Source organism: Agrobacterium sp. CG674 (assembly GCF_053521645.1).
Genome location: NZ_JBNWDZ010000008.1, coordinates 93,375 through 118,535, shown reverse-complemented (window position 1 = coordinate 118,535; position 25,161 = coordinate 93,375). Strand labels below are relative to the sequence as shown.

Below are 25,161 nucleotides of genomic sequence, written 5' to 3'. Positions count from 1 at the left end.
GGTCAGAGAAATTACTGGCTTCTGACGTCTCGCCGCAGGTCATTTCACCCACTGTTTCTGGCAAAACTCACGCTTTGAAACATTTGGTCACGTAAAATGACTTCCTATTTGGGTCAGGGCCGGGCATGTGATGATCAAAGCTCTCACGAGCATTCACACGACAACAGATGTAGCAAAGAGCTGACACCATGGAAAATCCGCTTGCACTGACGCAGCGTTCCGAAAACAGCCTTTTTCGCGAAGGCGATGTTTTCGTTCTATTCGGCGAATTGTTTGGCCGCGGTTACGCAACGGGCCAGATTGAGCAGGCCCGCGCCGCAGGAATGGACATTGTCGGGATTACCGTCGGTCGCCGGGACGAAAACAACAATTTGCGCCCGCTGACTGCGGACGAGCTTGCTGATGCCGAAGCGCGCCTTGGCGGCAAAATCATCAATGTGCCGCTGATGGCCGGTTTCGATCTTGATGCTCCAGCGGGCGGCCTGACACCAACAGATCTCGTGGCAAAGATGACGCTTGAGAGCTGGCAGAGTGACAAGCTGGACTGGGATTACATCGAGCAGTGCCGCCAACTGGCGACGACGCGGTTCACAGATGCGCTGACAGAAGTCATGTCTATTCTGGAAGGTATGATTCCCGCTGGTCGCAATGTGCTTTTCGCGCACACGATGGCGGGTGGCATTCCGAAAGCCAAGGTTTTCCTCGCCATTGCCAACCGCATCTACAAGGGCCGCGGTGCACGTCACATGTCTTCGCAGACCTTGCTCGATAGCGATCTGGGCAAGCTCATCCTGCAGAATTTCGATGAGGTATCTGCCAACACCTTCGGCCATCTGATCGAGCACAGTGCAGCCATTCGTGCCCGCGTCGAAGCCGGTGGCAATCAGGTGCGTTACACCGCCTATGGATATCACGGAACGGCGATCCTGATCGAAGGTCAGTACCGCTGGCAGACCTACACCAACTACACGCAGGGCTATGCCAAGATGCGGTTGGAGAAGATCGCGACGGACGCATGGGCAGCTGGCGTCAAGGCAACCGTCTACAATTGCCCAGAAATTCGCACCAACTCCTCTGACGTCTTCACGGGCATCGAGCTGCCTTTGATTCCTTTGCTGCTTGCGCTGAAAAAGGAAAATGGTGGCGCCTGGGTTGAAGAGCAGTGGAAGGCTTGCGAAGCGCTTCTGGCCGATGGCTTCACGATGAATGACGTTCTGCAGAAGATCAAAGACATGCAGGCCAGCGACGTTATGCGTCCTTTCTATGATTTCACTGCGTGGCCCATGCCCAACAGCCAGGCCCAGGCTGATCTGACCATCGGCACCTCGAATGAAATCACCCAGATGCACCGCGACAACAAGGCGATGATCAGCGATGTGCTGAGCAGTCTCGTTGTCGAGGCGACCGGCCAGCTGATTTTCGGAAACTCATCCGATCCACGCGGTCCGGTGCAGTGGCTGAACCATGATATCGTCGCCCAGCAGCTGAATGCGACACGCGGATATGCGAAGCCCTCAGCGACAGCGCCATCCCAGACAGAGATGGCCTGACACAGACTTGACGCTGTTGCCGGTTGCGGCAACAGCATCATAAATCTTCATCGCCCCGCCGCGATTTTGCGGCCACCGTGCTCAGCAAGGCGCTTGCCGTAGATCCGTTGGCAAGTCCGCGATCCAGATCACAAAGCTGATTTTCGCAAATCGTTCCGCGAACGCTGTCAAAGCCCTTTGGAAACGCTGATACCAAGCGTGCGCGCGGCGGCGTACGCGTATCTATCGATACCCGTTGCTAACATTCTCCAATACATCGAAGGCAGGGCTTGAGCTGTGCCGCGCCAATTGCAGCGTCAGTGGTCAGCGAGATATACCGCACGGTGACGTCCAAACAGCTCAATTCCTAGGTAGCTCATCCTTGCACAGGATGACGCCAAACAGCATGCGATTATTACTTTTATCGCAATAAAATGTCAACAATTGATACAATTGTTCTTGGTGAGCGAGCCGAGCATTATCACGGTGTCAAAGCAGCATAGTATCCCCGATAGATACATTACAGGAACCGAAAACGACCGAGAGCTTTTACCGTTAGCCTGCCACAGCACTGCTCTCACGTAAGCGGCGGCCGAGACCACCGTCATCATCAGGCAACAGGCAACTGTCGCCCCACCCCTCAACCCAGACAATCTCAGGAGTTCGTGAAATGGGCTACATCACCACCACAGACGGCGTCGACATTTTCTTCAAGGATTGGGGTCCGAAGGACGCGCAGCCAATCGTATTCCACCACGGCTGGCCGCTGTCGTCAGACGATTGGGATGCACAAATGCTGTTCTTCGTTTCCAAGGGTTACCGGGTGGTTGCCCATGACCGTCGTGGTCATGGACGCTCGGCACAGGTATCCGAAGGGCACGACATGGACCATTATGCCGCTGATGCCTTTGCGGTGGCCGAACATCTGGACCTGAAAAATGCCGTTCATATCGGCCATTCCACAGGTGGCGGTGAAGTTGCCCGTTATGTTGCAAAGCACGGCGAACCCGCTGGCCGCGTCGCCAAAGCCGTTCTCGTCTCTGCCGTTCCGCCGCTGATGCTGAAGACCGAAAGCAACCCCGAGGGTCTTCCCATGGAAGTCTTTGATGGTTTCCGCTCGGCGCTTGCCGCCAACCGCGCACAGTTCTTCCGCGATGTTCCCGCAGGCCCGTTCTACGGCTTCAACCGGGATGGCGCGACCGTGCATGAAGGCGTCATCCAGAATTGGTGGCGTCAGGGCATGATGGGCAGCGCGAAAGCCCATTATGATGGCATCAAGGCGTTTTCGGAAACCGATCAGACCGAAGATCTGAAAGCCATCAGCGTTCCGACGCTGGTTCTCCATGGCGAAGACGATCAGATCGTTCCGATTGCCGATGCCGCCCACAAGGCCATAAAGCTTTTGAAGAACGGGACGATCAAGACCTACCCCGGCTTCTCCCACGGCATGCTCACGGTCAATGCAGACGTGCTGAACGCTGATCTCCTCGCCTTCATCAAAGGCTAATGCATCGATTGCGCGCTCTTGCCTTCACGCCACGGCGTGGAGCGGGAGCGCGCAGATGTCGATATCCCTCTATCCGGTTCACAGGACTGGAACTTCGGTTCGCCGCTGACGTTTGCCTGTTAACGAAACCAAGCGGGATCACCCATATGACCAAAGACAATGCAGCACAGGAATCCATCGAGGGAAAAGACGAAAAGAACCCGGCCCCGGTCGATAATCCGCCGGCGGGCCCCCACGCCAAAGAAAGCTTAACGGATAAGAGCAAAACGCCGGGCGCAGGCTCGCTGCCAGAAGATGATGCCGATGAGGTCAGCCCCGGCGGAAGCTGAGGCGAGTGCCGCAAGCCCGTGCCACGCAGTTCATCATGACGTTGCAGGGCTTGCACACATGGACGATCAAAACCCGTTTTGCGGTGCTCGAATGAGCAATAGGGTTGACCTCCCCGCAATAAAATTTAAAGCCTTACTAACGCCTTTTTTGACAATTCGAAAAGTAGCAAAGCTAAGCCGTCGCTGACACCGATTTTTTTTGATAAGCTGTGCGGGATCAACGCAGTAGCGAGCTACCTTGTCAAAGAATTCCAGAGCAGGTTCTACCGCACGAACCAAGAAACAACAGCTCCAGCACCTAGAATTCATCTGTCGTATAGCACTTCCAGTAGGTGTTTTCGTCAGCGGGCTGTGGCTGGTACTATTCGTATTCTTGGAAAACTGGTCGCTGGTTCTCTTTGAGGGGCTACTCTTCGCGACCATATCGGGCGGTTGGCTGACGGCGCGCATGGGGCATATGTCCTTGGGAATGCTCATCTCTCAATTCGCCTGCGTCCTATTCATCTTTGGTTTTTCGTTGTTGTTCGATGTGCCCAACGAGGCGGCACCCCGCGTTTCGCACATCTATTTCCTCATCGTAGCGCTTGCAGGTTTCGTCAACCAACAGCTTGACCCCAGTCGCTTCCAGCTGGGCATAATCGCCACGTCGATCGCAGGGTTCATTCTGTTTTCCGCCTCCGCCCTGGATACAAATCTTGCAACGCCATTGCCGGATGATGTGCGAGCCATCACGTCGTGGGTGAACGCCGCAATGTCGGTACTGCTTTTGTGCGGTGGCCTCATGCTGGTCCAATACAAGCTTGGTCCCGAAAGCAGATATGTCCGCGAATTGCGCCACGCACTGGCAAAGAAGCAATTCGAGCTGTTCCTGCAGCCGCAGGTCGACCACGCAGGTAATGTCATCGGCGCAGAGGCCCTGCTGCGATGGAAGCATCCGCGTCTGGGTTACATTCCCCCTGACGAGTTTATTCCGGTCGCAGAACGCGCAAGACTGATGCCAGACATCGGCGGATGGGCGTTGGATACGAGTATCGAAACACTCCGCCAATGGCGCGATCGACCCGAGACGAGAGATCTCGTCCTGTCCGTCAACGTCAGCCCCGACCAGCTTTTTCAGGAAGATTTCGTACCGTGCGTGATCGCAGCGCTGTCGCAAGCATCTGTCGCGCCGCATCTGCTCAAGCTTGAATTGACGGAAACGATGTTCGTCAGCGAGGTGGATCAACTGATCAGCAAGATCAGGACGCTGAAACAGCACGGCATCAACATCGCCCTTGATGATTTCGGCACCGGCTATTCAAGCCTGAGTTACCTTCAGGAACTGCCGCTCCAGCAGCTAAAGATCGACCGCAGCTTCGTTTGGGCTGTTTCGACAGAGCGCGGTGCCAGGCTGGCACGCAACATTTGCAAGATGGGGCATGATCTCGGTCTTCAAATCCTGGCGGAAGGAATTGAGACCGAGGAACAATACAGGTTCATGCTGGACTGCGGCTGCAGCGCCTTTCAGGGCTATTACTTCGGCCGCCCAGTGGCGAGCGATGCGCTGACACGACAGGTACTTCTGTCAGCCAGCTAGATACAGATTTGAGCGCTTGCGGCGCACCCGTCAGAGCTGGCGATAGCCACGCTTGAAGTAGATCAACGCTTCTTCGCCGGCGCTGACGACCGTATCAATAACGTCGCAGATCAGAATGTCATGCGTGCCGCCATCATGGATGGTGCGAATGCGGCAATCGAAGGAGCAAAGCGCACCAGCCAGTACCGGCGCGCCGGTTTGCAACGTGCTCCATTCTCCAGCAGCAAACCGGACATCCACAGGCGTCTTACCGCCGAAAAGACTGCTCAGCTGCTCCTGATCCGCCGCCAGCGTGTTGACGCATAGAACGCCATTTCCGACGACGGATTTATAGGCGGAAGAATTGCGGTTCAGGCACACCAGTACGGTCGGTGGACTGTCTGAAACGCTGCAAACGGCTGTGGCCGCAAAACCGGCTCTGCCTTCCGGGCCATCAGTCGTGACGATATTGACCGCGCCTGCCAGTTGCGACATGGCGTTGCGAAAATCCAGGCTGCGCTGCTCGGCAGTCTTCGTCTCCATTGTAACTTCCTTATCCAGAGACAATGTCTGCATCTAACCAAACCTTCCTAACAAAACATCAAACGAAATCAAGCACATTGGACGACCTCCATCAGGCCGATGCCGGAGCTAAGAGAAATTTCTCCAGGCTGGCGTTAAAAAGCTCGGCACACGTAATGTTGACGGCATGGGCACCTTCCTCAAGTAGAACCAGCTCGGCATTCGGCAGGCCTTCTGCAAGCCTTACAGAGCGCGTATAGGGCACAAGCACGTCATCCCTGGCCGCAATGACCAATGTGCGGTTTTCGATCTCACCAAGACGCGCATCCACATCAAAAGCCCTGAGGGCAGCAATGCGGCGCAGCACATTGTCTTTGCCCTGGAAATGCGTGACCCCATGGGCATCATCCCGGGCAAGCCGCTCGGCATGCTCAGACATCCAGGCAGCCGGATAAAGAAACAGCGGCTGCGCCTTCACAAAGGCCTCGACGCCCGAATTTTCCAGCAACGAGATACGCGTATCGAAACACCGACCGGAGTGGGGATCGGCCTTGCTCCACGCATTGATCAAAACCAGCCTGTCGATGAAGCCGGGCCTGCGCAATGCGAGATCCAGCCCGATGAGGCCACCCAGCGCATGGCCGACAAAGTGGCAGCTCTGGAAATCGAGTTTGTCCGCGATTTCAATCACGTCGTCGGCCATGGCAGAAATGCCATAACCCTCCGGCACCACACCGCCCGTTCTGCCTGTGCCTCTGTGGTCATAAACGACCACGCGGAAATGCCTTTGCAGCATCTCCATCTGCGGCTCGAAATAGGATGCTGAACCGCCGAGCCCCGAGGACAGAAAAACCGTCTCCGCCTCAGGCGCTTCGCGGCCGAGAACCTCGAAATACATCATTGTGCCGCCTAGATCTTATGCGCCGATATGGGCGACGGTGGCGATCTCGATCAGCGCGTCCGGCTTGACCAGCCCGCACAGAATGCAATAGCGCGCGGGCTTATCGCCCGGGAAGTATTCAGCATAGACAGCATTGACCGCCTGGTAATTCGCCCAATCCGTGATGAAAATGTGGTTCATGGTAACATCGTCCATGGTGCCGCCAGCGGTTTCGATCACCGATTTGATGGTTTCCAGAACGTGCCGGGTCTGCGCGGCAGCGTCGCCCACATGCACAACGTCATTGTTCTTGTCGAATGGCAGCGTTCCAGAAACATAGACAACGCCATTGGCCAATGTGCCTGGCGAAAAAGGGGCGATGGGTTTTGATGTGCCTTCCGGCACGATGATGGTCTTTGGCATGGTTTCGTTCTCCTCTGATGGAATGGATCAACCGTCTATCGGTTCAGCTTGCGAGATCACGGCGCAAAAATCATTCGTCGTCGCGACCCAGCCGAAGAATTTCTCGACATTGTAGACCGTCGCTTGCTGAATGAAGTCAGGGCCCAGATGGTGGGTCGCGTCCTCCAGCATCACGCCGAAATATTCGAGATGAAACGCATCCCGCAGCGAGCTTTCCACGCAGACATTGGTCGCTATGCCGACGAAGACCAGATTTCTGATGCCTCGGGCACGCAGGACGCTGTCCATATTGGTGTTGAAGAAGCCGCTATAGCGGGTCTTCGGCACCACGATATCGCCCGGCTGCGGTTGCAGCTCGTCAACGATGGCGTAATCCCAGGTGCCTTTGGCCAGCAGCCTCCCCTGAAGCTCAGGGCGCGCGCGCATGGTTTTCAGCGCATTGGATTTGTGCCAGTTGGGAGAGCCCGGCCCTCCCGCCTCGACATAATTGCTATCCCATCCATTCTGGAAATAGATGACCTGAACGCCCCCTGCCCTTGCCGCCTTCAGCGTCCTGTCGATATTGGCGATGGTGGATTTTGCGCCTGATATGTCAAACCCGGCAAGATCGACATAGCCGCCCTCCGTGGAATAGGCATTTTGCATATCCACTACAACAACCGCCGTCTCGCTCGGCTTTAGCGAGATTGGCTCAGGCCGCGCAGGCAGCGTTACGTTTTTCGAGCGGCTTTCCGGTGGCTCGTAACCTGCAACCACTTGGCTCATTCAGCGGCCTCCAAAGCGTCGCAGACGTGCTTTCGGCTTTTCATGAGCGGCTGTACGAACTGGCCGAATTTCTCGATGCCTTCGACAAAGTCATCAAAGGTCAGCATGACCCCGCCGGTCCCTGGCACTTCGCTCATCTCGTCCAGCATGGCTGCCACTTCCTCATAGGAGCCGATGATCGTTCCCATGTTGATGTTGACGGCGGAGACGGGGTTGGACATGTGGCGCACATTGGTATCCGCACCCGACTTTTTATCCGCGGAGCTTTGCAGACCGAGCCACTTGATCGCCTCCTGATCAGCCCCCGCCTTGTAGTGCTCCCACTTTGCCCAGGCATCCTCTGACTTTTCCTCGGCCAAAACCATGGTCAGCACGAAGGAGCGGACATCGCGACCCGTCTTTTGTGTGGCTGCCAACAGGCGTTCATTGGTGGGCGCGAAGGCTTTCGGCGTGTTGACGCCGACGCCGAAGCAAAAGCTGTAATCGGCAAATTTGGCCGAAAATTCCATGCCCTTGTCGGACGAACCGGCACAGATCAGCTTCACGTCTCCTTCCGGCACCGGCTTCATTCGGCAATCATCCATAGTGAAATATTTGCCCTTCAAATCCGATTGGCCTGTGGAAAGCAGGTCTTTCAGAACGGTGCTGTATTCACTGAGATATTCGTAGCGGTCGCCGAAATAATCATCGCCTGGCCACAGGCCCATCTGGCTATATTCCGGCCTTTGCCATCCCGTAACCAGATTGATGCCGAAGCGACCGCCGGAAATGGAATCGATTGTTGTGGCCATGCGGGCGACAATGGCGGGCGGCATGACCAGAGTGGCTGTCGTGCCGAATAGCTTGATCTTCGATGTAACGGCCGCAAGACCCGCCATCAGCGTGAAGGATTCGAGATTATAGTCCCAGAATTCGGTTTTCCCGCCAAAGCCCCGCAGCTTGATCATCGATAGCGCAAAATCGAAGCCATATTTCTCGGCGGCAAGTGTGATCTGCTTATTCAGCTCAAAGCTTGGCTTATATTGCGGAGCATTTTCCGACAGAAGCCAGCCATTGTTTCCGATTGGAATAAAAACACCTATTTCCATCACGACCTCCAGTTCGGTTTCTCATATTGAGTGTCGGAAAAGGAAAAGCAGTTTTCGTGCCAGTTTGTGATCTTCTATGAAATCAATGACTTGCTGGAAGGATTGGGAGATAGTTTTATCGAATGATAAAAAATTTATCGGATGATAAATTTTCTGCTCATTTTGTCATCATTTCTGGCGGGGTGTTGATGCCGGCCCACATAGTCGGGCCGGCCTTCGCTTGGGAGCAAGAGTGATCGCCAAGAATGGGATCAATCAGTCCATCTGAACATTGGCGTTTTTGACGACGGGAGCCCATTTGGCGATCTCTTGCGAGACATGGGTTTTCAGCTCATCCGGCGTCGAGCCGACAATTTTTGCACTGAAATCAGCCATGCGAGCGGCAACGCTTGGGTCTGCCAGGGCTTTTTTCGCAGCCGCATTCAATCTATCGACCGCTTCTGCCGGTGTGCCAGCTGGCGCAAACAGAGCATTCCATGTGTAGGTCTCATAATTCGGTACGGTCTCTGCGATCGTCGGCACATCGGGGAAGGACGTTGCTCTTTCGGCTGTCGTAACACCTAGCGCTCGCAAAGTGCCAGATTTAATGTGACCCGATGATGAGGGAAGATTATCGAACATGATGGAAACCTGGTTTCCAAGCAGATCGTTCAAGGCAGGACCGGAACCCTTGTAAGGCACATGCTGCATGCTGACGCCCGCCATGCTCTTGAACAGTTCTCCAGACAGGTGAAGCGGCGTTCCATTGCCGGAAGAAGCATAGGCATATTTATCCGGCTCCGCCTTCAACAGGGCAACCAGTTCGGCGACCGTATTCACTGGCAGCTGCGGATTGACGACCAGAACATTGGGAACGACGACAAGCAGCGAGATCGGCGCGAAATCCTTTTCAGGATCGTAGGGTTTGGTCTTGAGAATGAGCGGGTTAAGCGCATGGGTTGCCACAGTGCCCATGAGAACCGTATAGCCGTCAGGCTCTGCCCGTGCCACTCGGTCGGCGCCGAGATTGCCTCCGGCACCGGCAACGTTTTCAACCACGATCTGCTGGCCAAGATCATCGCCCATTTTCTGCGCGATGACGCGAGCAACCACATCCGTGGATCCGCCCGCGGCGAAAGGAACGACAAGCGTTATAGATCTTTCAGGAAAGCTTTGGGCATGAGCCGCGCCACTCATGGCGAGAAGAGAGATGGCCGATGCAGCCAGTTTTAAAGCTGCACGTCGTTTGATGTCTCGATATGTCATTGAACCTCCTAGGAGTGGCCTCCCCGCCACTCTTGCATACTAGCTCAACGATATCTGAGGGCAAGCGATAGGATATGGGACACTTGCCCGGCATAACTTCAAGCCATCATGCGCTTTGCGTGTTCATGGACCTTGCTAAATGCGGCTTTGGCGCCGGCAATGGCACGATCTTCTTCCTCCTGCGTCAGGTCAATGGCATCCAGAGCCGAGACGAAGGTGCGCCAGTGCAATCCGCGTCCTTCCGGTGCTCCAGCCAGGTGTCGTGCGCCGAATGTTTCGCCAAGTCCAAGTTTTGCAGCGTCCTTCAAAAGAAATGCAGCACCGAGGTTTGACCCTTCGACCACGTAAAGCCAGCCAAGGGCCTCGGGCAGGTCGATAGTTTCGGCACTGTCATTGAAGTGGGGGGTCTCGATGTCGGGCTTTGCAACTGTCAAATCCTCAAGGTCCTGTTCGATGAGAGACAGCCGCCTGCGCCCTTTCAGGTCCGGCAGAAGTGCATCGAGGGTCTTGTCGCTGAACAAGGCATCTAGCTCGCTATGAAATAGATGTTGGGTCTGGACAAACTTGCCAAAATTTTCACGGTTCTCGAAGGGTTTTGCGGACATAATGAAGCCGTCAAGTTTTTCGTGGGCAGCGCGTGTAGCAGCCTTCAGGCGCTTGGTGCGGCTCAGTTCAATCTCGTTTTTTTCGACCGCGGCTGCTTGGGCGTTCATTGTCTGTCCTTTGGCAAGTAGTGGCATTTCAGGCGGCATAAAAATCTTTCAGAATGGAGTCAAGTTTTATTCTGGTAGATACTTGGAACAGTATAATTGTCATGCCATCGCGTAGCTGGAGTTTACGGATGATAATCGGGCTCGCAGTAGGGCCATGAGCATTGGTTTAATGGAAAACTGCTTCGAGAGAGCTTTTTCAGTCAGGTTTCTCAGGTAACCGCCCGGAGACTGAATGGTTGCCGATTTTTCCAGAATACACGCGATGATTGTGGTCGCCACAGGTATTCCCATCGCCCTTTCCGCTTCATCATAGGCAGATTGGCTGATGGACAGCATGGTTCTGACGACGCTCGTTGCCTGTTTCATCTCGTGCCAGCTCCTGACAACACCGTTTGGTCCATACAATGCGATCTCTGGGCATGCTTTGATAACGGTTTGCAGATCAAAACTCTCTGAAATTGCCTTTGCTGTCGTTTTTTCTCCGCAAGGTTTCTGTTCAACGTTCTCAACTGCCTTCGGTTCTGCAGGTGGTGTCGGTTGTTTATGTCCTGTTTCATCAACAGCTGCGGTTTCAAATAGAGATTCGGATTCTGAACTCTGTATAAGCCGCTCATTTTGATAGGCATTGGCGCTTATTTTTTGGTTTTCCATGTGATTTTCCAACCAGTTAGCCATTTCCTGGCGCATTTCCGTTAATGTATCGAGCACAAGGGTCAAATGGACGGCTGTCGACTTCCTGTTCAAGGTCGATTTTAGCGCGAGATACCGTTGCTGAACCTGTTCCCAGTTACCCGCGGCCTGTTCCTCGACGGCGATTTCGGAAAATCTGATGATATCGCGACGGCAGATGCTGATTTTGTCGCGCAGGCTTTGCAGGTACAAACGCTCTTCGATGACCTGTGTGGCAATCGACTGGATTTCATCCGCGCGATTGATCAAAGGTGCGAGAGAAAAACCATAGGCGTCATTGATCGCGCCCGAACGGTCTTTTCGCGCATAACGTTTTCCGTTGGGACTATCCTTGCGCAGGATCAGACCGGCATCGATGAGTGTTGCGAGGTGGCGACGCAACGTCTGTTCCGGCATGCCATGGGCGCGTAGTGAAAGCTGCTGGTTCGATGGAAAGACGACGAGACCGTTTTCCTCGCGAAGCTCTGCCTTTGGATAGAAACTGATGAGTGCATTGAGCACAGCCAAGGACCGATCCGTTATACCCAGCATGGGACGGGCTTCGCAAATGGCGCGAAAAAGCTTCCACTTATCGATGCTACGATTCGGATTAACTGTTCTGGATGCGAACTGACTTGCGAGATGGCCAAGGGATCCCCTTCGCCGCCCGAAAGACGTCGTCACAATATCGCTATTCATGTCTTTCACCTTCAAAAAGGCAAAAGAAAATCGCTCACCGAAGAAATATCGATGCCAAAACTCTTGACTATGATTCGCGGAAATGAGATTCTTTGGGTGCTTAGATCAAAGAAAGGCTTCCGTGCGGCAACGTTCGGGGGCTTTTTTCTTTTTGGCCTGCTGCTCCTGTTCGGGGTTAATGGATAAGGGTTGGATTACTGCTTGGTGCGGTGCTCTTCAAACAACGCTTGCAGATGCTCGAGAACGAAGTCTGCGAATTCCGGTGCCTGCCTGCGGTCGATTGAGATCTCGACTCGCTGTTCAGTCTCGACGATTTTCGCGAGCTTCTGGCCGGTCATGCTCGAAAGCACACCCGTCTTTTTTGGCTCTGGTTTTGGCTTCAGAAACTCCAGAATGGATTTGAAGCGCTCTTCCGATGGAAGGCTGGCGACGCTCTCATCATTGAGATAGGCGCGTGCTGCATCATTCACCTTGGAAGACGAGAGCTGTTCGGAAAGATCCATCCAGTTGCGACGACCGACACCGGGGGCAGGGCCAATGGCATCGACAATGTCATCTGGAATGCGGCCAACGACCGAAAGCATATTCGACAGGTCGCCCTTGTAGAGAGACATGGCCGCCATGATGGTCTCGCGCGAAAACCGCATTTGCAGCTTCTGGGCAAACCGCGCTTTTTCGATATAGCTCAAGTCACGGCGTTCGTTGTTCTCCTGGCCCTGGGCAACGACAAGCTGCTCATCGGTGAGGTTACGAACAACGGCGCGAACGGGAATGCCGATCTCAGCCACGGCGCGCAGACGGCGGTGACCGAATGCCACCTGATAGCGGCCGGGATGTTCTGGGTGAGGGCGCACAAGGATAGGAACCTGCTGGCCCTGCTCTCTGATTGCCTCTATCAGGCCTGCATCTGCTTCCAGAGAAGACGGCATGCGATCCGGAATGAAAGACGGATCAACATCCTTCGCATCCAGCGAAACAATGGTGAGGCCCTCAGCCAGCTTGCGCTCAATCTCTTCAGCGCGCTTTGAACGTTCAGACACTTCGTTGAGTGACTGGCCAATCATGCCAACCGGCGAGTTGATCACATCGGTGACGAGTTCTGGCGAGCCAAGAATGGGGCGGATACGAGGGCGCGCACGCTCTGGCGAACCGTCGGCCGCCTCCGTGCCCTTGCCACCGAGATTTGCAAAAATTTCTTTTCTGCTCATGCTGTTCTACCCCAGGCCTTCTTGATCAAGGCTTCGATTTCGCCGTTGACGTTGGTCATGGATTCCAGTGCCCGATCATAGGTCGACCGGGTAAACTGCGTCCGTTCTACTTCGAAGAGTGTCTGATTGGTCAAACCTGCATCGGATACCGCTGTCGTCTTCAGCATTGGATGATTGAGGACATGTTCCCCGAAGATCGAACGCAGGAAAGCGACCATCTGGTTTTGTGGGCCATCGCTGGGCTCAAAGCGGGTGACGAGATAACGCATCCAGTGATAATCCGAACGCGCCCCTGCCCTTCCGATTTCAGCCAGAAGATCGCCAGTCATGGCGAGGAACTGGTTCATGGACATCACATCCAGCATTTGTGGATGGACGGTGACGAGAACAGAGGTTGCTGCAGTCAGCGCCGACAGTGTGAGGTAGCCGAGCTGCGGTGGGCAATCGATAACGACGACATCATAGAAATTCTGCGCCTGCGCAATGGCCTGGCCGATTCTCGCGAAAAACAACGTGTCTCCGGGCGCACGCCGCATCAAGGCGCGTGGCGTATCGTGCTCAAACTCCATGAGCTCAAGATTGCCCGGAATGATATGGAGATCAGGAATATACGTGCCCCGAACAATCTCAGCGATAGGGCGCTGCTCGCTGTCATAGCGGATCGCTCCATAAAGCGTTTCGTTGGGGCCGACATCAAGTTCAGGCTGATGGCCGAACAGAGCCGAGAGACTGGCTTGAGGATCAAGATCGATGGCAAGCACGCGGTAGCCGCGCAATGCCAGATACTGTGCAAGGTGGGCCGACGTGGTCGTTTTGCCAGAGCCACCTTTGAAATTCATGACCGCAATAACCTGAAGGTCTTCGCCCTCGCGACGGTGTGGCAGGTAGCGTCTTGTGCCTCGCGCACCTTGGTCGAGAAACTTCCGGATCTCGTGAATATCTTCGACCGAATAGCTGCGACGCCCGCCGCTTTGCGAGGCGCTTAATTCCGGCTGCTCGGCAGCGATCTGGCGAAGATAGGCTTCCCCGATGCCAATGAGCTTTGCCGTTTCTGATGGCGAGAAATTTCGCATGCTTTTTTCTGCAAGTGGTGCGAAGGTGTTTGCGTTGTGCGCTTGCAGCTGTGCCGACAGCGCGGCCGAATGCTGAAGGATAAGGGCCGTCAGGTCGGGCGCTTTCTCAGCAGATGTCATATCGGCAATTTGAGTCATTCGGCTTTTTCCACTTGCTAGATCAGTTGCGTTTTTTTCCGCTGAAATCGGTTTTTTCCGCAACTGAGATATAAGCGCCGATTCTCTTTTTCGCGCAATAGGCATTCGGAAGGACTAAACATGAATCTTTTCAGCCGACTAACGAGAATTTTTCTTCAAAATTGGAGAGTTCACGGATTCATCTATAGGTGCTCGCTCCTTGTTGTTAGTCAGTTAGCCGCGGCTAACCGGCTCTTGTGAGTGAAGTGCGCGGGAGAATTGCTCTATCCAGAATGATGCCGGACATCATCAGTTTGCCGCGGCTAACTTCTCAATCCTTTCTCTTGTTCCGATGCGGCGCCCACTTCTGGTGGACTCAACATCTGTCCTTAGAGGGTGCGGTCGAGCAGCGACGCCTCCAAAATTGCGAGACATCTCGCTTGCACAAAACTTCGCGGGTGATGACATCGATTCAGACTTTCGGTATTAGTGATCGTTGCCGGTATCTGGCGTCTCACTCGATATTGTGTTCCGCGCCACGTCCTTTGGATACACGCTCGGTCACAGATCACTTCGCCTTCATTTATTTGCCCCCGTTCATCCGCATGATGTTGTGCTTGAGTCGGTCGCGCAGTTCCGCCTCGTGGCTCATTTGATATGTGCTTGCCTGACCCGGTGATGCTCTCAGGTCTGCTTTTGCTTTCGCATCGGCGCCTCAGTGCCAGTTCGGGCACGTGTGGATGTTTGCAGAAGACCGCTTGACAGCAGGTCTGTATTGCGAAATGAATGGAGTGCGCGCTCTATATCGACGGGCCATAGATGCTCAGCCATTACGCGAATTCAGCCGGTAACGCTAGCAGCGCAGCAGTGATAAAACCCCATAAATTGCCATACGAAGTAGCGAAAGCAAATTGGCGTTTAGCTTCGTTATGGCCTGTTTTTCCGAGCGAAATCAGGTCTATAGCCTCAGTGCGTTTTAAGTCTAATTACCGCATATAGGAACGATCACGATCGCTCGCCCGGCGGGAACCTCACGCGTTAGCCACCAACGTTATTATTGCGATATCAGTTTGCTGAGACAATGGGGCTTATGCCATTGGCGGCGAAGTCTTGATGCTTCGGTATGGGACAGTGGTAGGGAAGTAAGGCTTGCGCTGGGTTTTTGTCGCATTGCGCTAAGGGTGCTGAACCGCTTTGTTCGGCGCGATGAATGCCAACTAATGCTTTGTGTGGCATGCCTGAGGCGGGGAGGCGTGTCAGGTCTTGTAGAGGCTAGCGCCTACGGCTGCGTTTCATACAATCGTTCCAGAGCGACCGGAGTGGCCGCTCTGGAGTTTTCTGACATCAGGCGGTGTGATGGATCACGTCGGTGATGATCGAAACGATATCGTCGATCTGGCTCTCTTCGATAATGAGAGGAGGAGAGAGTGCGATGATATCGCCGGTGACGCGCACGAGCAGACCTTTCTTCAGGCACTCCACGAAAACATCATAAGCTCGGGTTCCAGGCGCGCCGTCGCGAGGAGCGAGTTCGATGGCGCCGACGAGGCCGAGATTGCGAACGTCAACCACGTGCGGCGCGCCCTTCAGGGAGTGGAGAGCATCCTGCCATGTTGTGGCAAGCGATGCTGCACGCGTCAGAAGGTCTTCATCCTGATAGATTTCCAGAGTGGCGATGCCGGCGGCGCAGGCGACGGGATGGCCGGAATAGGTGTAGCCGTGGAAAAGCTCGATCTGGTTTTCCGGGCCGTGCATCAGTCCCTCGTAAACCGCACGCTTCGCAAAAACGGCTCCCATCGGAATTGCGCCGTTGGTAATGCCTTTCGCGGTGCAGACGAGATCGGGAACAACACCGAAATAATCCGTTGCAAATGGTTTGCCGAGGCGACCGAAGCCGGTGATGACTTCATCGAAGATGAGGAGGATGCCGTGTTTGTCGGCAATGGCCCGCAAACGCTGAAGATATCCCTCGGGCGGAAGGATGACACCGGCAGAACCAGACAGCGGTTCGACGATGACGGCCGCAATTGTTTCTGCACCGTGCAAAGCCACCAGACGCTCAAGGTCTTCAGCCAGTTCTATGCCATGCGCCGGAAGACCCTTGGAGAAGGCATTTCGATCCAGGTCCAGCGTGTGGCGCATATGGGCGGCAGGGATTTGCGGGAAGACGCGGCGGTTGTTGACGAGGCCGCCAACGGAAATGCCGCCAAAGCCAACGCCGTGATAGCCTTTTTCACGACCGATGATCCGGCTGCGCGTTCCCTGCCCAATTGCGCGCTGATAGGCAATTGCGATTTTGAGCGCGGTATCGACAGATTCCGAGCCTGAACCCGTGAAGAAAATTCTGTCGAGCTGGGCGTCTGGACCACCGGGGCCCATGGCGGCAAGCTTCTCGGCAAATTCGAAAGCGATTGGATGACCCATCTGGAATGTCGGTGCGAAATCCAAAGTCGCGAGTTGACGCTCAACCGCTTGGCTAATGCGTCTGCGGCCGTGACCGGCATTGACGCACCAGAGCCCCGCCGTTCCATCCAGAATTCTTTTGCCGTCAATATCGGTGTAGTACATCCCTTCGGCACTGGCCAGAAGGCGCGGGGCGGCTTTGAACTGACGGTTTGCGGTGAACGGCATCCAGAAATTGGAGAGGTCAGGCGCGTTGGACTTGCTGTGGTCTTCCATTGGGGTCCCCATGTTGAAAGCACCACATTCCAGAACTTCGCATATCAGAACAAGTCCTTTTCTTGTGCGTCTTAAGCCATTGATCTTTATGGAATGTGATGCAAAGTGTTGCGATATATCGAACACATACAATGAAAGATCCGAGATGGTTGTGGATATTGGCAACAGGTTGAGGCATTTGCGCTCTCTTCACAAGATGTCGCAGAGGGAACTGGCCAAGCGGGCCGGTGTGACCAACTCTACGATTTCCCTGATTGAATCGAATTCGACCAATCCATCGGTCGGGGCATTGAAGCGCATCCTGGATGGCATTCCCATCGGTCTTGCGGAGTTCTTCGCGTTTGAGCCCGGCAAACCCAGCAAGGCTTTTTACGCGGCGGAGGAACTGGTCGAGATTGGCAAGGGGCCGATTTCCTATCGCCAGATTGGAGATAACCTGTTTGGCCGAAGTCTTCAGATCTTGAAAGAGTGCTATCAGCCGGGCGCCGGGACGGGGCGGGTGCCGCTGGTGCATGAGGGAGAGGAGGGCGGCATTGTGCTGTCAGGGCGGTTGGAAGTGACCATTGATGACGAGCGGCGAATCCTGGGTCCCGGCGACGCCTATTACTTCGAAAGCCGCAGACCCCATTCCTTCAAGTGTGTGGGGCCGGTGCCGTGTGAAGTGATCAGCGCATGCACACCGCCGAGTTTCTGATATCGGTAGCCGTGTAATTAAATGACCGTTCATTGCAGCTAAGTTGTGGCGCATTGTGTTTCGATAAGGAGAGAAACAACGTCAGGCCCACAAGTGGCGGACTCAGCACGTCATCTTCAGTCCATCCTGCGTGTGTTTCACATGATGTTCTTCGCAATACGGTATATTAACGGGTCGGCCCTAGTTTAACGGATGGTCCAATTTGGAACAGCTGTTTTGCTGATCGCAACGCAGCGTTTAAACGTTCGAGAGCATGACGATGTCAGGAAACGGCCAAAAGCCAGGCAGCAAGAACATGGAATCGTGAAACGAAATGGCGATGAACGAGACCACGTCCTATGAGCCGCAATATCGCGAGCAGGCAAGTGAGCCCAATAATTTGCTCCGCCTTGCCGCATTGCTGTGGCGAAATTCCTTCTTTATCCTGCTGATCGGCATCCTGTGCGCGGCACTTGCCTTTGGCGCGTCGCTGCTGATCCCGAACTATTATGTCGCGACATCGCAGATCCTGCTTGACCCGGAAGGCTCCCGCGTTCTGGAAAGTGACCTGCCGGGCCAGCCAAGGGCTGTCGATTCACACGTCCTCAACCAGCAATATATTATTACGTCGGCACAGGTCCTGTCGCGCATCGTAGACAGCGAGAAGCTTTACGACGATCCGGACTTTGGCGCTGCCGCCCCGCGATATCCTGACGAGGTCAGCCGCAGGAACCTGGCGCTTGATACGTTGCGCAAGGTCACCTCCGTTTCTGCTGTCGGAAAGAGCTTCATTGTTAATGTCTCTGTGAAGTCTGAGAGCCCGCAGCGGGCGGCCGATCTGGCAAACCTCATCGCGTCCACATATTCGCAGGTGCGCATGGAGATGAACAGCGATGTGCTCAAACGCACCGGGGGCGGATTGTCGGCGCAGCTGGATCAGCTTCGCACCGCCGTGGAAGATGGCGACCGCGCTGTTCAGGCCTACAGGGCAGAGCACAATCTGGCCGATATTCAGGGCAGGCCCGATGTCGAGCAACGCATTGCTGACGCCAATACGGAAATATCAAGGTTACAGGCATCCGTGTCTGAAAACGAGGCTCTGGTCGCTGAACTCACTCGGGCCAGAAACGACCGGCAATATTTGCGCTCCATTCCCGACACGTCTTTGACGCCTGCGATCATTTCGCTGCGCGCGCGCTATCAGGAAAGCCGCGAAGAGGAGGCCGTTCAGGCAACTTCACTCGGCGCCCAGCATCCCGCCTTGCAGGCGGCCCGTGCCCGCACCCAATCGCTTGCCAATATTCTTGACGAGCAATTGCGCAATTTCGCAACGGCGACGTCGAGCAATCTGGCGCGGCTGAAGAACCAGTTGGCGCTTTCCACATCAAACGCCGACGCGCTGAAGACCAACCTGAACAGCGACGAGCAGACCATGGTGCGTCTGCGCGAATTGCAGCGAAAGCTGGAAAGCGACCGGGCGGTCTATGAAGCGTTCCTGTTGCGGACCAAGCAGCTTTCGGAACAGCAGGGGACATCAAGCGAAAACCCGCAGATCATCTCCAGTGCGGAGCCACCTTTGCGCAAGGCCGGGCCTCCGCGCACCCTCATGCTTGCGGGTGGTGGTATTTTTGGTCTGATCCTGGGCGCAGGACTTCTCATTTTGCGCGATCAATTTCGTGGCCAGCCGCGCGAGTTGCGCATGGTCCGGAAACCGGCAAATGCGCTTAGCTCAAGCAAAGAGATTGCACCGCCAGAGACAGCCTTGCTGCCAGCAGCAACGGAAAAACCTGTTGCCGCCGCCGCAACGCCCAAGCGGTCGCGGCGCATCGTGCGCCAGCAGGAAGTCGAGGCGTTGAGTGCTGCTGACGATGAGGGGTTCGATGACCTCGCGCGTTTTGTATCAACTGGCCTTACGCCTGCGGGCAAACATACGATACTGGTGGTATCGACGGGTCCGAAAAATCGGTCGCCCTACAGTGCTTTCAATCTGGCGGCTGAGGTTTCGCGGCTCGGGCAGCGCGTTCTTCTGTTGGATGCAGCCATTTATGATCCGCTGACGACCGCCATGCTTTTGCCAGACAGGGGCGAGGACACTGCGGCTTCGTCAGACTTCTACCATGTGGAAACACTGCCGCTCTTGCGTTTTTCACCTGCGGGTGGGTTGAATGCGGGGGATACGCCAAAGGCTGTGGTGGATGAGGAAGGTGCTGCCTTTGATCTTATCGTCATTGATGGCGGTGTGGCGACAAAATCCCAGCTTGATGTCCCGACCCGTTCTGACGTCGATGAAGTCTTCCTCATGCAGCATGAAGACGATGCGGGCAGCGTGGTGATTGCGCTTGTGAGTTTGGAAGAGCGCGGCGTGGACAATATCAAGGTGGTTCGGATGACGCGCTCGGGCCTGCAATATTGAGGGCTGATTTTGGCTGAAAACAACAACAGGACAGCCATGCGCATCCCTTTCCTACAAGGTCGCTCCATCGGCGGGCTCAACGTTATCTTCAATATGGGGCTTCGTGGCTCCACGCTTGTCCTGCGCTTTGCCCTTTCCTTCTATATCGTCAAATTCATGGGCCTTGAGGCCGCTGGTATTTACGGGCTGGCGCTGGGGGTTGTGAATGCGGCACCTGCTGCTCTCGGTTGGGGCCTGAACTATTTCATCGCGCGGGATGTGAGCGGCAAAACATCGGGCATTGCCGGTGTTTATATGAAGACGCGTCTGTTGGTGACGGTGTCCTCACTTGCGGCGATGACGGCAATCGCGCTTTTGGTTGCCTCTTTCATGGGTCACGCGGTCGTCCCGCTCTATTTTCTCATTCTCCTCGTCGTCTGGCTGGAGACGATCTCCTGCGATATCCATGTGCCGCTGATTGCGCAGGAAATGTCGAGCCAGGCGAATGTGCTGTTTTTCCTGCGAACATCATCGTGGATATTGCCGGTTATCGGTCTCGGATTCCTGTTTGAGGGCTTCCGCAACATCGAAACCATCATGGTGGCGTGGAGCCTGGGTTACATCGTGATGTTTATCGGGCTTGCTGCGTTTCTGCGGCAGTGGCCGTTCCGGCGTATTTACCGCTCACGCATGCGGTTGCGCTGGGTTAAAAAACGCATGCGCAAGGCATGGCTGATCTATATCAGCGACATCAGCAATGTCGGGCTTGTCTATGCCGACCGCTATATCGTGTCGCTTTTGCTCACGCTTTCGCTGACGGGCGTCTACACATTCTACTGGTCTCTGGCCAATGCCCTGCAGACGCTGATTTCGACCGCGGTGCTGCAGGTCGCCATCCCCGCCCTGTTCAAAGCTTACAATACCGGATCCATGAAGGAATGGCGCTCGGTGATGATCTGGCAGTTCACGAAAACGGCCGCTGTCGCTTTTGGATTGGGCATTGCTATTTTCGTCAGCGGCAACATTCTCGTCCACCTCATGAACATGCCGGAACTGGGCGAACATCAGGGCATGTTTGCGCTGCTGCTTTTAACCGCTGTCGTTCGCTCCTGCACCGACCTGATGGGCCTTGGCCTGAACAGTTTGCGCAAGGACGGCCATTATGCCTTCGTCAATCTTTCCAGCGTGCTTCTGTCGATCGGCATGAGTTTCGTCCTGATCAGCACCTTTGGTTTCATTGGTGCTGGCCTTTCAGCATTTTTCACGGCGTTGGTCACCGCATCGATATCCAGTTCGTTGCTCTGGCGCGCTTCGAGATCCTAAGACAGACGTTTTCGATTATCCATTTGTAGCAGGAAGGCGATTGAACTGATGGCATCCGATCAGCCCCAACATTCTCTGGGACGCCGCATTTTTAAGAAGCTTTACCATGCAGCTATTCACAGCTTGCCCATCAAGCAGGCGACGCAACTGCAATATTATCGCTACCATAAGCTTTGGGCCAATCTCGATAACCCCAAGACCCTGAATGAACATCTCGCCGCGCGCAAGATTGCATGGACTGGTCCGCACTCAGACCCGCGCCTCATTATGCTGAGCGACAAGATTGCCGTGAAAGATCATGTGGCACGAGTGCTGGGGCAGGAATGGGTTACGCCCACGCTCTGGCGTGGAAAAGACCTCAATGATTGCCCGCCGCTGCCATTTCCCTATGTCATCAAGGTCAATCATGGCTCGGATCGCAACATTTTCGTCTATGGGCCTGACGATCTGATCGGCGCGAAAGAACAATGCGATATCTGGCTTGCGGGGCGCACCGCCTGGCGCTTGGCGGAAGAATGGTACAACCACATAGAGCCCGAAATCTTCATCGAACCCTTTATCGGTGATGATGGGCAGGCGCCGGTTGATTACAAGCTGTTCTGCTTCGAAAACGATATTCCCTGCATCCAGATCGATACCGCACGCTTCACCGATCACCGTCGCTGCTTTTATGACGAGCATTGGAAGAAGCTCGATTTCGGCCATTATTACCCACTGGAAACCGAGGAATTGCCGCGTCCACCCCATCTGGATCAGATTCTTGCTGCGGCCAGAACGCTGGCGCAGGGGTTCGAATTCGTTCGGATTGATTTTTACGACAAGCCGTCCGGCCCGTTGTTTGGAGAGATGACGTTTAGCCCCACATCCGGTTTCGGCGCTTTCAGGCCACCATCGACCGATGCTTGGCTGGGCACGTTCTGGAAAGACCAGCCGGACGGGCGCTTTCGCACCGGTGCGGAGTAACCTCAGCTTTTGGCGGCTGCCGTTTTCTTCCACGGCAGCGGCGCAGCGAGAAGGTAGGACATCACGATGCCGCCCGTCAGCCATGCGACGACCACGTAGACATAGTAAAATCCGGGCGTGAAGACCGCATTGAACAGAAACAGGAAGGCAATATAGCCGCAGGCCACCTTCCGCAGGCCCAACCGGTTGGGCTGCAAATTGTCGTGGACCCACATTTGCAGCTTGCCGAAGTAAAAGCCAAACAGGGTCGCGATGAAAACGACGCCTGATATTCCGAAGTTGAGATAGGCTTCCCCAAACAAAGTGGGGCGAAGGCCAGCGTGAAACTGGGGATCAAGCCCCGCCAATGTGCTGGTGATGATGCCCATGCGGAAATCGTTTCGAAACTCGCTGATGAAGGATGGCACCAGCGCCATATAGCCTGCGAGATAGGTCATGCCATGGTAGAAACGCCCATCAAACCCGCTCAGAATCCAGGCATAATCGCGGAAGTCGGAGAAGTTGTTGCCGAAGAAGATCTGAAAGGAAACGGTTTGCAGAATGTCGACGGTGTTATCACCATCGGCGGTGGACCGTAGAATTCCGATGACGATGGCGACCGTTACAAATCCTGCGATGGAAAGGGTGAAGGCGGCAAGGTTTTTGTAGCGATAGGCAATGATGAGGCAGACCACGAAGATAAACAGCGTTTCGATGCTGGCGCCGCGTGTACCAATCATCAGGCCGAGGCCGCTGCACATCAATCCGGCAAACACAAAAAATCGGTTATGGCCAAAACCATAGACCAGAAGACTGAGCGTTATCGTGGGCAGGATGACGGAATAAAGATTGATCGCAGGGCGCAGCGAGGTGTTTTCAAACGAAAACTGCCGTCCTTCAAAGGGACGCACACCCAGAGCGATCAGGCCCATGGTGGCAAAGATGATGACCACAAGCGAAATCCAGACGCCCGGCTTTGTTTGCCAGAAGGCGTAGCCCTTCTCCACGAAGGTGAACATCGCGCTTTTTCCAGAGCTGAAGGTCGCGAGCCCCATGCCGACCAGCACGAAGACGACGCCGAGAACAGAGAGGTAGAAGGCTTCGTTGATATAATCGCGGATGATGTAGATCGAATTGCCGACCGCTTCCATATTCTGGTCTGAAGACGCGAAGGGCGACATGACCAGAATGGGCAGGACGTTGTAGCGAATCCAGAAATAGGATGAGAATGTCAGCACACCCCATTTGAAGAACGAGCTGACATAATAGAGCGTGAAAATCAGCCAGCCCAAAATGAAAATCAGCCAAGCGAGATGGGACATATCAAACCTTTTAGCCCACGCATGGTGCACGATGCGGCAAGAAACCGGTGGAATGAGCGTCGCAGAAACCGGTTAAGAACCTGTTAGCTATGTTCCAGCGAGGCAGGCTAAATGATTGAGGCGCGCGGGCGTCAGCGACCGGCAGCGGCCGTCAGAACCGTTTCCAGACGTGCGTAATATCCGGATTTCTCGGCTGTGCCTTTGAACTCGGCAAGCCCCTCAAAATGTTCGTTTCTTTTTTCCCACCATTGGGCCTGTCCCAGTTCGAGTGCCTTTGCCATGAGCTCAGCCAAGGCATCGGGCTTGTCCGGATCATAACTCCAGCCGGTCTGATGGTCGCGGATGATTTCGGTGGTGCCGCCACGCATGGTGCCGATGACGGGGATACCATAGACAGCTGCTTCGACCAGGATACGGCTTTGCGGTTCATGCCAACGGGATGGAACGATCATGGCGTCGGCAACGCGGTAGACATCTTCAGGCCGCACGAACCCCTTGAATTCGATCGGCGCGCCCTGCGCCAGTTTTTTGAGACGCGCCACATCGCTTTCACGGCCTCGACCGGCGATGACAAGCCGCGCTTTGTCTCTGCCGGGCAAAGACTTGAATGCGCGGATAACATCATGCACGCCTTTTTCTTCGGCTAGGGCACCGAGATAGCCAAATGTGAAATCGGGCGCGCTGGGCTGGTCTCTGCCAACCAGCGTTGCGTCAAAGCTGTTTTCCGGCATGTTGGTGTTGTGCATCACATGCCAGTTGGCTTTGAGAAGCACTCCATTGCGTATGAAGCTCTGGCGCAAGGCATCGCTGACGGCGATCACCGTCATGTTTTCGCCCGTAATCTCGCGCATCCGCCGGTTCAGGATCGAGCAATCGAAGCAAGGTCGCTCGCAATTGTCGCTGTTTCTGAACATGCTGGATCTGGGGCAGAGCAGGGCATAATCGCGCAGATGCAGACAGATCGGCACATTGGCCCGTTGTGCCGCATAAAACAGGGCGGGCTGCATATAGGCTGAATTTTGCGCATAGATCAGATCGAACTTCTCGCTGATCAGGAACTGCGTCAGTTGGTCCGTACAGATTGCGCCCATTGCAGTGCGCAGATGCCAGCTTGCCTTGTGCAGCAAGCCAGCGGATGATTTTCGCGGCATCGGCAGGTAGCTGTTGTTCCAGGGCAGGCGAACGACACGAATGCCGCCCTGCAAACGGGCTTCACCGGGCGGGGCGATGGCATCGCCTTCCTTGCCGAGTGCGAGTACGGTGACATCGTGCCGCTGGCAAAGCTCCATCGCGCCAAGGCGAGCGGAGATTTCCGCGCCGCCCTCTTCTTGTGGAGCAAAAATTTGCGATACGATGCAGATTTTCAAATCCGCTTACCTCTAGCCGCGATACCCGTTGTTAGTGACATATTGGCAGTAATGGGTCACAACGATTGAGATATATTGAACAGCGCAGCGTCACATTTTCTGTTTTAACCGCTGAGCACAATAAAATGATCAGCCGTGGTG

Annotated in this window: 21 protein-coding genes; 8 read left to right on the top strand and 13 right to left on the bottom strand. The window is 55.0% G+C overall.

What is annotated here, in order from left to right:
- Positions 1-188 precede the first annotated feature (188 nt).
- The 4 genes from ACQZ51_RS19650 (at position 189) to ACQZ51_RS19635 (ending at position 4,941) form a co-directional block, all read left to right on the top strand.
- The gene (locus ACQZ51_RS19650) at positions 189-1,550 is read left to right on the top strand and encodes an enoyl ACP reductase FabMG family protein (protein ID WP_448779793.1); all 1,362 of its coding nucleotides are present in this window, start codon (positions 189-191) and stop codon (positions 1,548-1,550) included.
- 649 nt (positions 1,551-2,199) lie between these two features.
- A complete protein-coding gene (locus ACQZ51_RS19645; RefSeq protein WP_448779792.1) occupies positions 2,200-3,036 on the top strand; it encodes an alpha/beta fold hydrolase in 837 nt (278 codons plus the stop codon).
- A gap of 146 nt (positions 3,037-3,182) precedes the next feature.
- Positions 3,183-3,365 carry a hypothetical protein gene (locus tag ACQZ51_RS19640; RefSeq protein WP_448779791.1) on the top strand — a complete coding sequence of 61 codons (183 nt, stop codon included), beginning with the start codon at positions 3,183-3,185 and terminating at the stop codon, positions 3,363-3,365.
- Between the two features lie 373 nt (positions 3,366-3,738).
- The gene (locus ACQZ51_RS19635) at positions 3,739-4,941 is read left to right on the top strand and encodes a putative bifunctional diguanylate cyclase/phosphodiesterase (RefSeq protein ID WP_448779790.1); all 1,203 of its coding nucleotides are present in this window, start codon (positions 3,739-3,741) and stop codon (positions 4,939-4,941) included.
- Positions 4,942-4,971: 30 nt separating this feature from the next.
- Here ACQZ51_RS19635 and ACQZ51_RS19630 read toward each other — a convergent pair whose 3' ends face one another.
- The 11 genes from ACQZ51_RS19630 to aptA all read right to left on the bottom strand — a co-directional run bounded on the left by ACQZ51_RS19630 (position 4,972) and on the right by aptA (position 17,001).
- The gene (locus tag ACQZ51_RS19630) at positions 4,972-5,496 is read right to left on the bottom strand and encodes a flavin reductase (protein WP_448779789.1); all 525 of its coding nucleotides are present in this window, start codon (positions 5,494-5,496) and stop codon (positions 4,972-4,974) included.
- Between the two features lie 58 nt (positions 5,497-5,554).
- Positions 5,555-6,343: a pyrimidine utilization protein D gene (rutD, locus tag ACQZ51_RS19625; protein WP_448779788.1), complete on the bottom strand. Its 789-nt coding sequence runs from the start codon at positions 6,341-6,343 to the stop codon at positions 5,555-5,557.
- Positions 6,344-6,358: 15 nt separating this feature from the next.
- Entirely contained in the window at positions 6,359-6,745 is a 387-nt protein-coding gene (gene rutC, locus ACQZ51_RS19620) for a pyrimidine utilization protein C (protein ID WP_448779787.1), read from the bottom strand.
- A 27-nt stretch (positions 6,746-6,772) separates the two neighbouring features.
- Complete coding sequence (gene rutB / locus ACQZ51_RS19615) at positions 6,773-7,510, bottom strand: pyrimidine utilization protein B (RefSeq protein WP_448779786.1); 738 nt, start codon at positions 7,508-7,510, stop codon at positions 6,773-6,775.
- Entirely contained in the window at positions 7,507-8,598 is a 1,092-nt protein-coding gene (rutA, locus tag ACQZ51_RS19610; protein WP_448779785.1) for a pyrimidine utilization protein A, read from the bottom strand. The genes rutB and rutA overlap by 4 nt, the downstream gene beginning before the upstream one ends.
- A gap of 255 nt (positions 8,599-8,853) precedes the next feature.
- A complete protein-coding gene (locus ACQZ51_RS19605; protein ID WP_448779784.1) occupies positions 8,854-9,843 on the bottom strand; it encodes a Bug family tripartite tricarboxylate transporter substrate binding protein in 990 nt (329 codons plus the stop codon).
- Between the two features lie 98 nt (positions 9,844-9,941).
- Positions 9,942-10,556, bottom strand: coding sequence for a biliverdin-producing heme oxygenase (locus tag ACQZ51_RS19600; RefSeq protein WP_448779783.1), 615 nt, complete (start codon positions 10,554-10,556; stop codon positions 9,942-9,944).
- Between the two features lie 99 nt (positions 10,557-10,655).
- Positions 10,656-11,924, bottom strand: a complete 1,269-nt coding sequence (gene repC, locus ACQZ51_RS19595; protein ID WP_448779781.1) for a plasmid replication protein RepC — start codon at positions 11,922-11,924, stop codon at positions 10,656-10,658.
- A 194-nt stretch (positions 11,925-12,118) separates the two neighbouring features.
- Positions 12,119-13,132, bottom strand: coding sequence for a plasmid partitioning protein RepB (repB, locus tag ACQZ51_RS19590; protein ID WP_448779779.1), 1,014 nt, complete (start codon positions 13,130-13,132; stop codon positions 12,119-12,121).
- Positions 13,129-14,343, bottom strand: a complete 1,215-nt coding sequence (gene repA, locus ACQZ51_RS19585) for a plasmid partitioning protein RepA (protein ID WP_448779777.1) — start codon at positions 14,341-14,343, stop codon at positions 13,129-13,131. The genes repB and repA overlap by 4 nt, the downstream gene beginning before the upstream one ends.
- A 1,323-nt stretch (positions 14,344-15,666) precedes the next feature.
- Complete coding sequence (gene aptA, locus ACQZ51_RS19580) at positions 15,667-17,001, bottom strand: omega-aminotransferase AptA (protein WP_448779776.1); 1,335 nt, start codon at positions 16,999-17,001, stop codon at positions 15,667-15,669.
- A gap of 145 nt (positions 17,002-17,146) precedes the next feature.
- On the opposite strand from aptA, the gene ACQZ51_RS19575 reads away from it, so the two are divergent.
- The 4 genes from ACQZ51_RS19575 to ACQZ51_RS19560 all read left to right on the top strand — a co-directional run bounded on the left by ACQZ51_RS19575 (position 17,147) and on the right by ACQZ51_RS19560 (position 22,352).
- The gene (locus ACQZ51_RS19575) at positions 17,147-17,695 is read left to right on the top strand and encodes a cupin domain-containing protein (RefSeq protein ID WP_448779774.1); all 549 of its coding nucleotides are present in this window, start codon (positions 17,147-17,149) and stop codon (positions 17,693-17,695) included.
- 319 nt (positions 17,696-18,014) lie between these two features.
- Positions 18,015-20,087 carry a GNVR domain-containing protein gene (locus tag ACQZ51_RS19570; RefSeq protein WP_448779772.1) on the top strand — a complete coding sequence of 691 codons (2,073 nt, stop codon included), beginning with the start codon at positions 18,015-18,017 and terminating at the stop codon, positions 20,085-20,087.
- 36 nt (positions 20,088-20,123) lie between these two features.
- Complete coding sequence (locus ACQZ51_RS19565; protein WP_448779771.1) at positions 20,124-21,389, top strand: lipopolysaccharide biosynthesis protein; 1,266 nt, start codon at positions 20,124-20,126, stop codon at positions 21,387-21,389.
- Positions 21,390-21,437: 48 nt separating this feature from the next.
- Positions 21,438-22,352, top strand: coding sequence for an ATP-grasp fold amidoligase family protein (locus ACQZ51_RS19560; protein WP_448779769.1), 915 nt, complete (start codon positions 21,438-21,440; stop codon positions 22,350-22,352).
- Between the two features lie 2 nt (positions 22,353-22,354).
- Here ACQZ51_RS19560 and ACQZ51_RS19555 read toward each other — a convergent pair whose 3' ends face one another.
- Positions 22,355-23,653, bottom strand: a complete 1,299-nt coding sequence (locus tag ACQZ51_RS19555; protein WP_448779768.1) for an O-antigen polymerase — start codon at positions 23,651-23,653, stop codon at positions 22,355-22,357.
- Between the two features lie 131 nt (positions 23,654-23,784).
- Positions 23,785-25,020 (bottom strand): glycosyltransferase, encoded by a 1,236-nt coding sequence (locus tag ACQZ51_RS19550; RefSeq protein WP_448779766.1) that lies wholly within the window; start codon positions 25,018-25,020, stop codon positions 23,785-23,787.
- Positions 25,021-25,161: the final 141 nt, after the last annotated feature.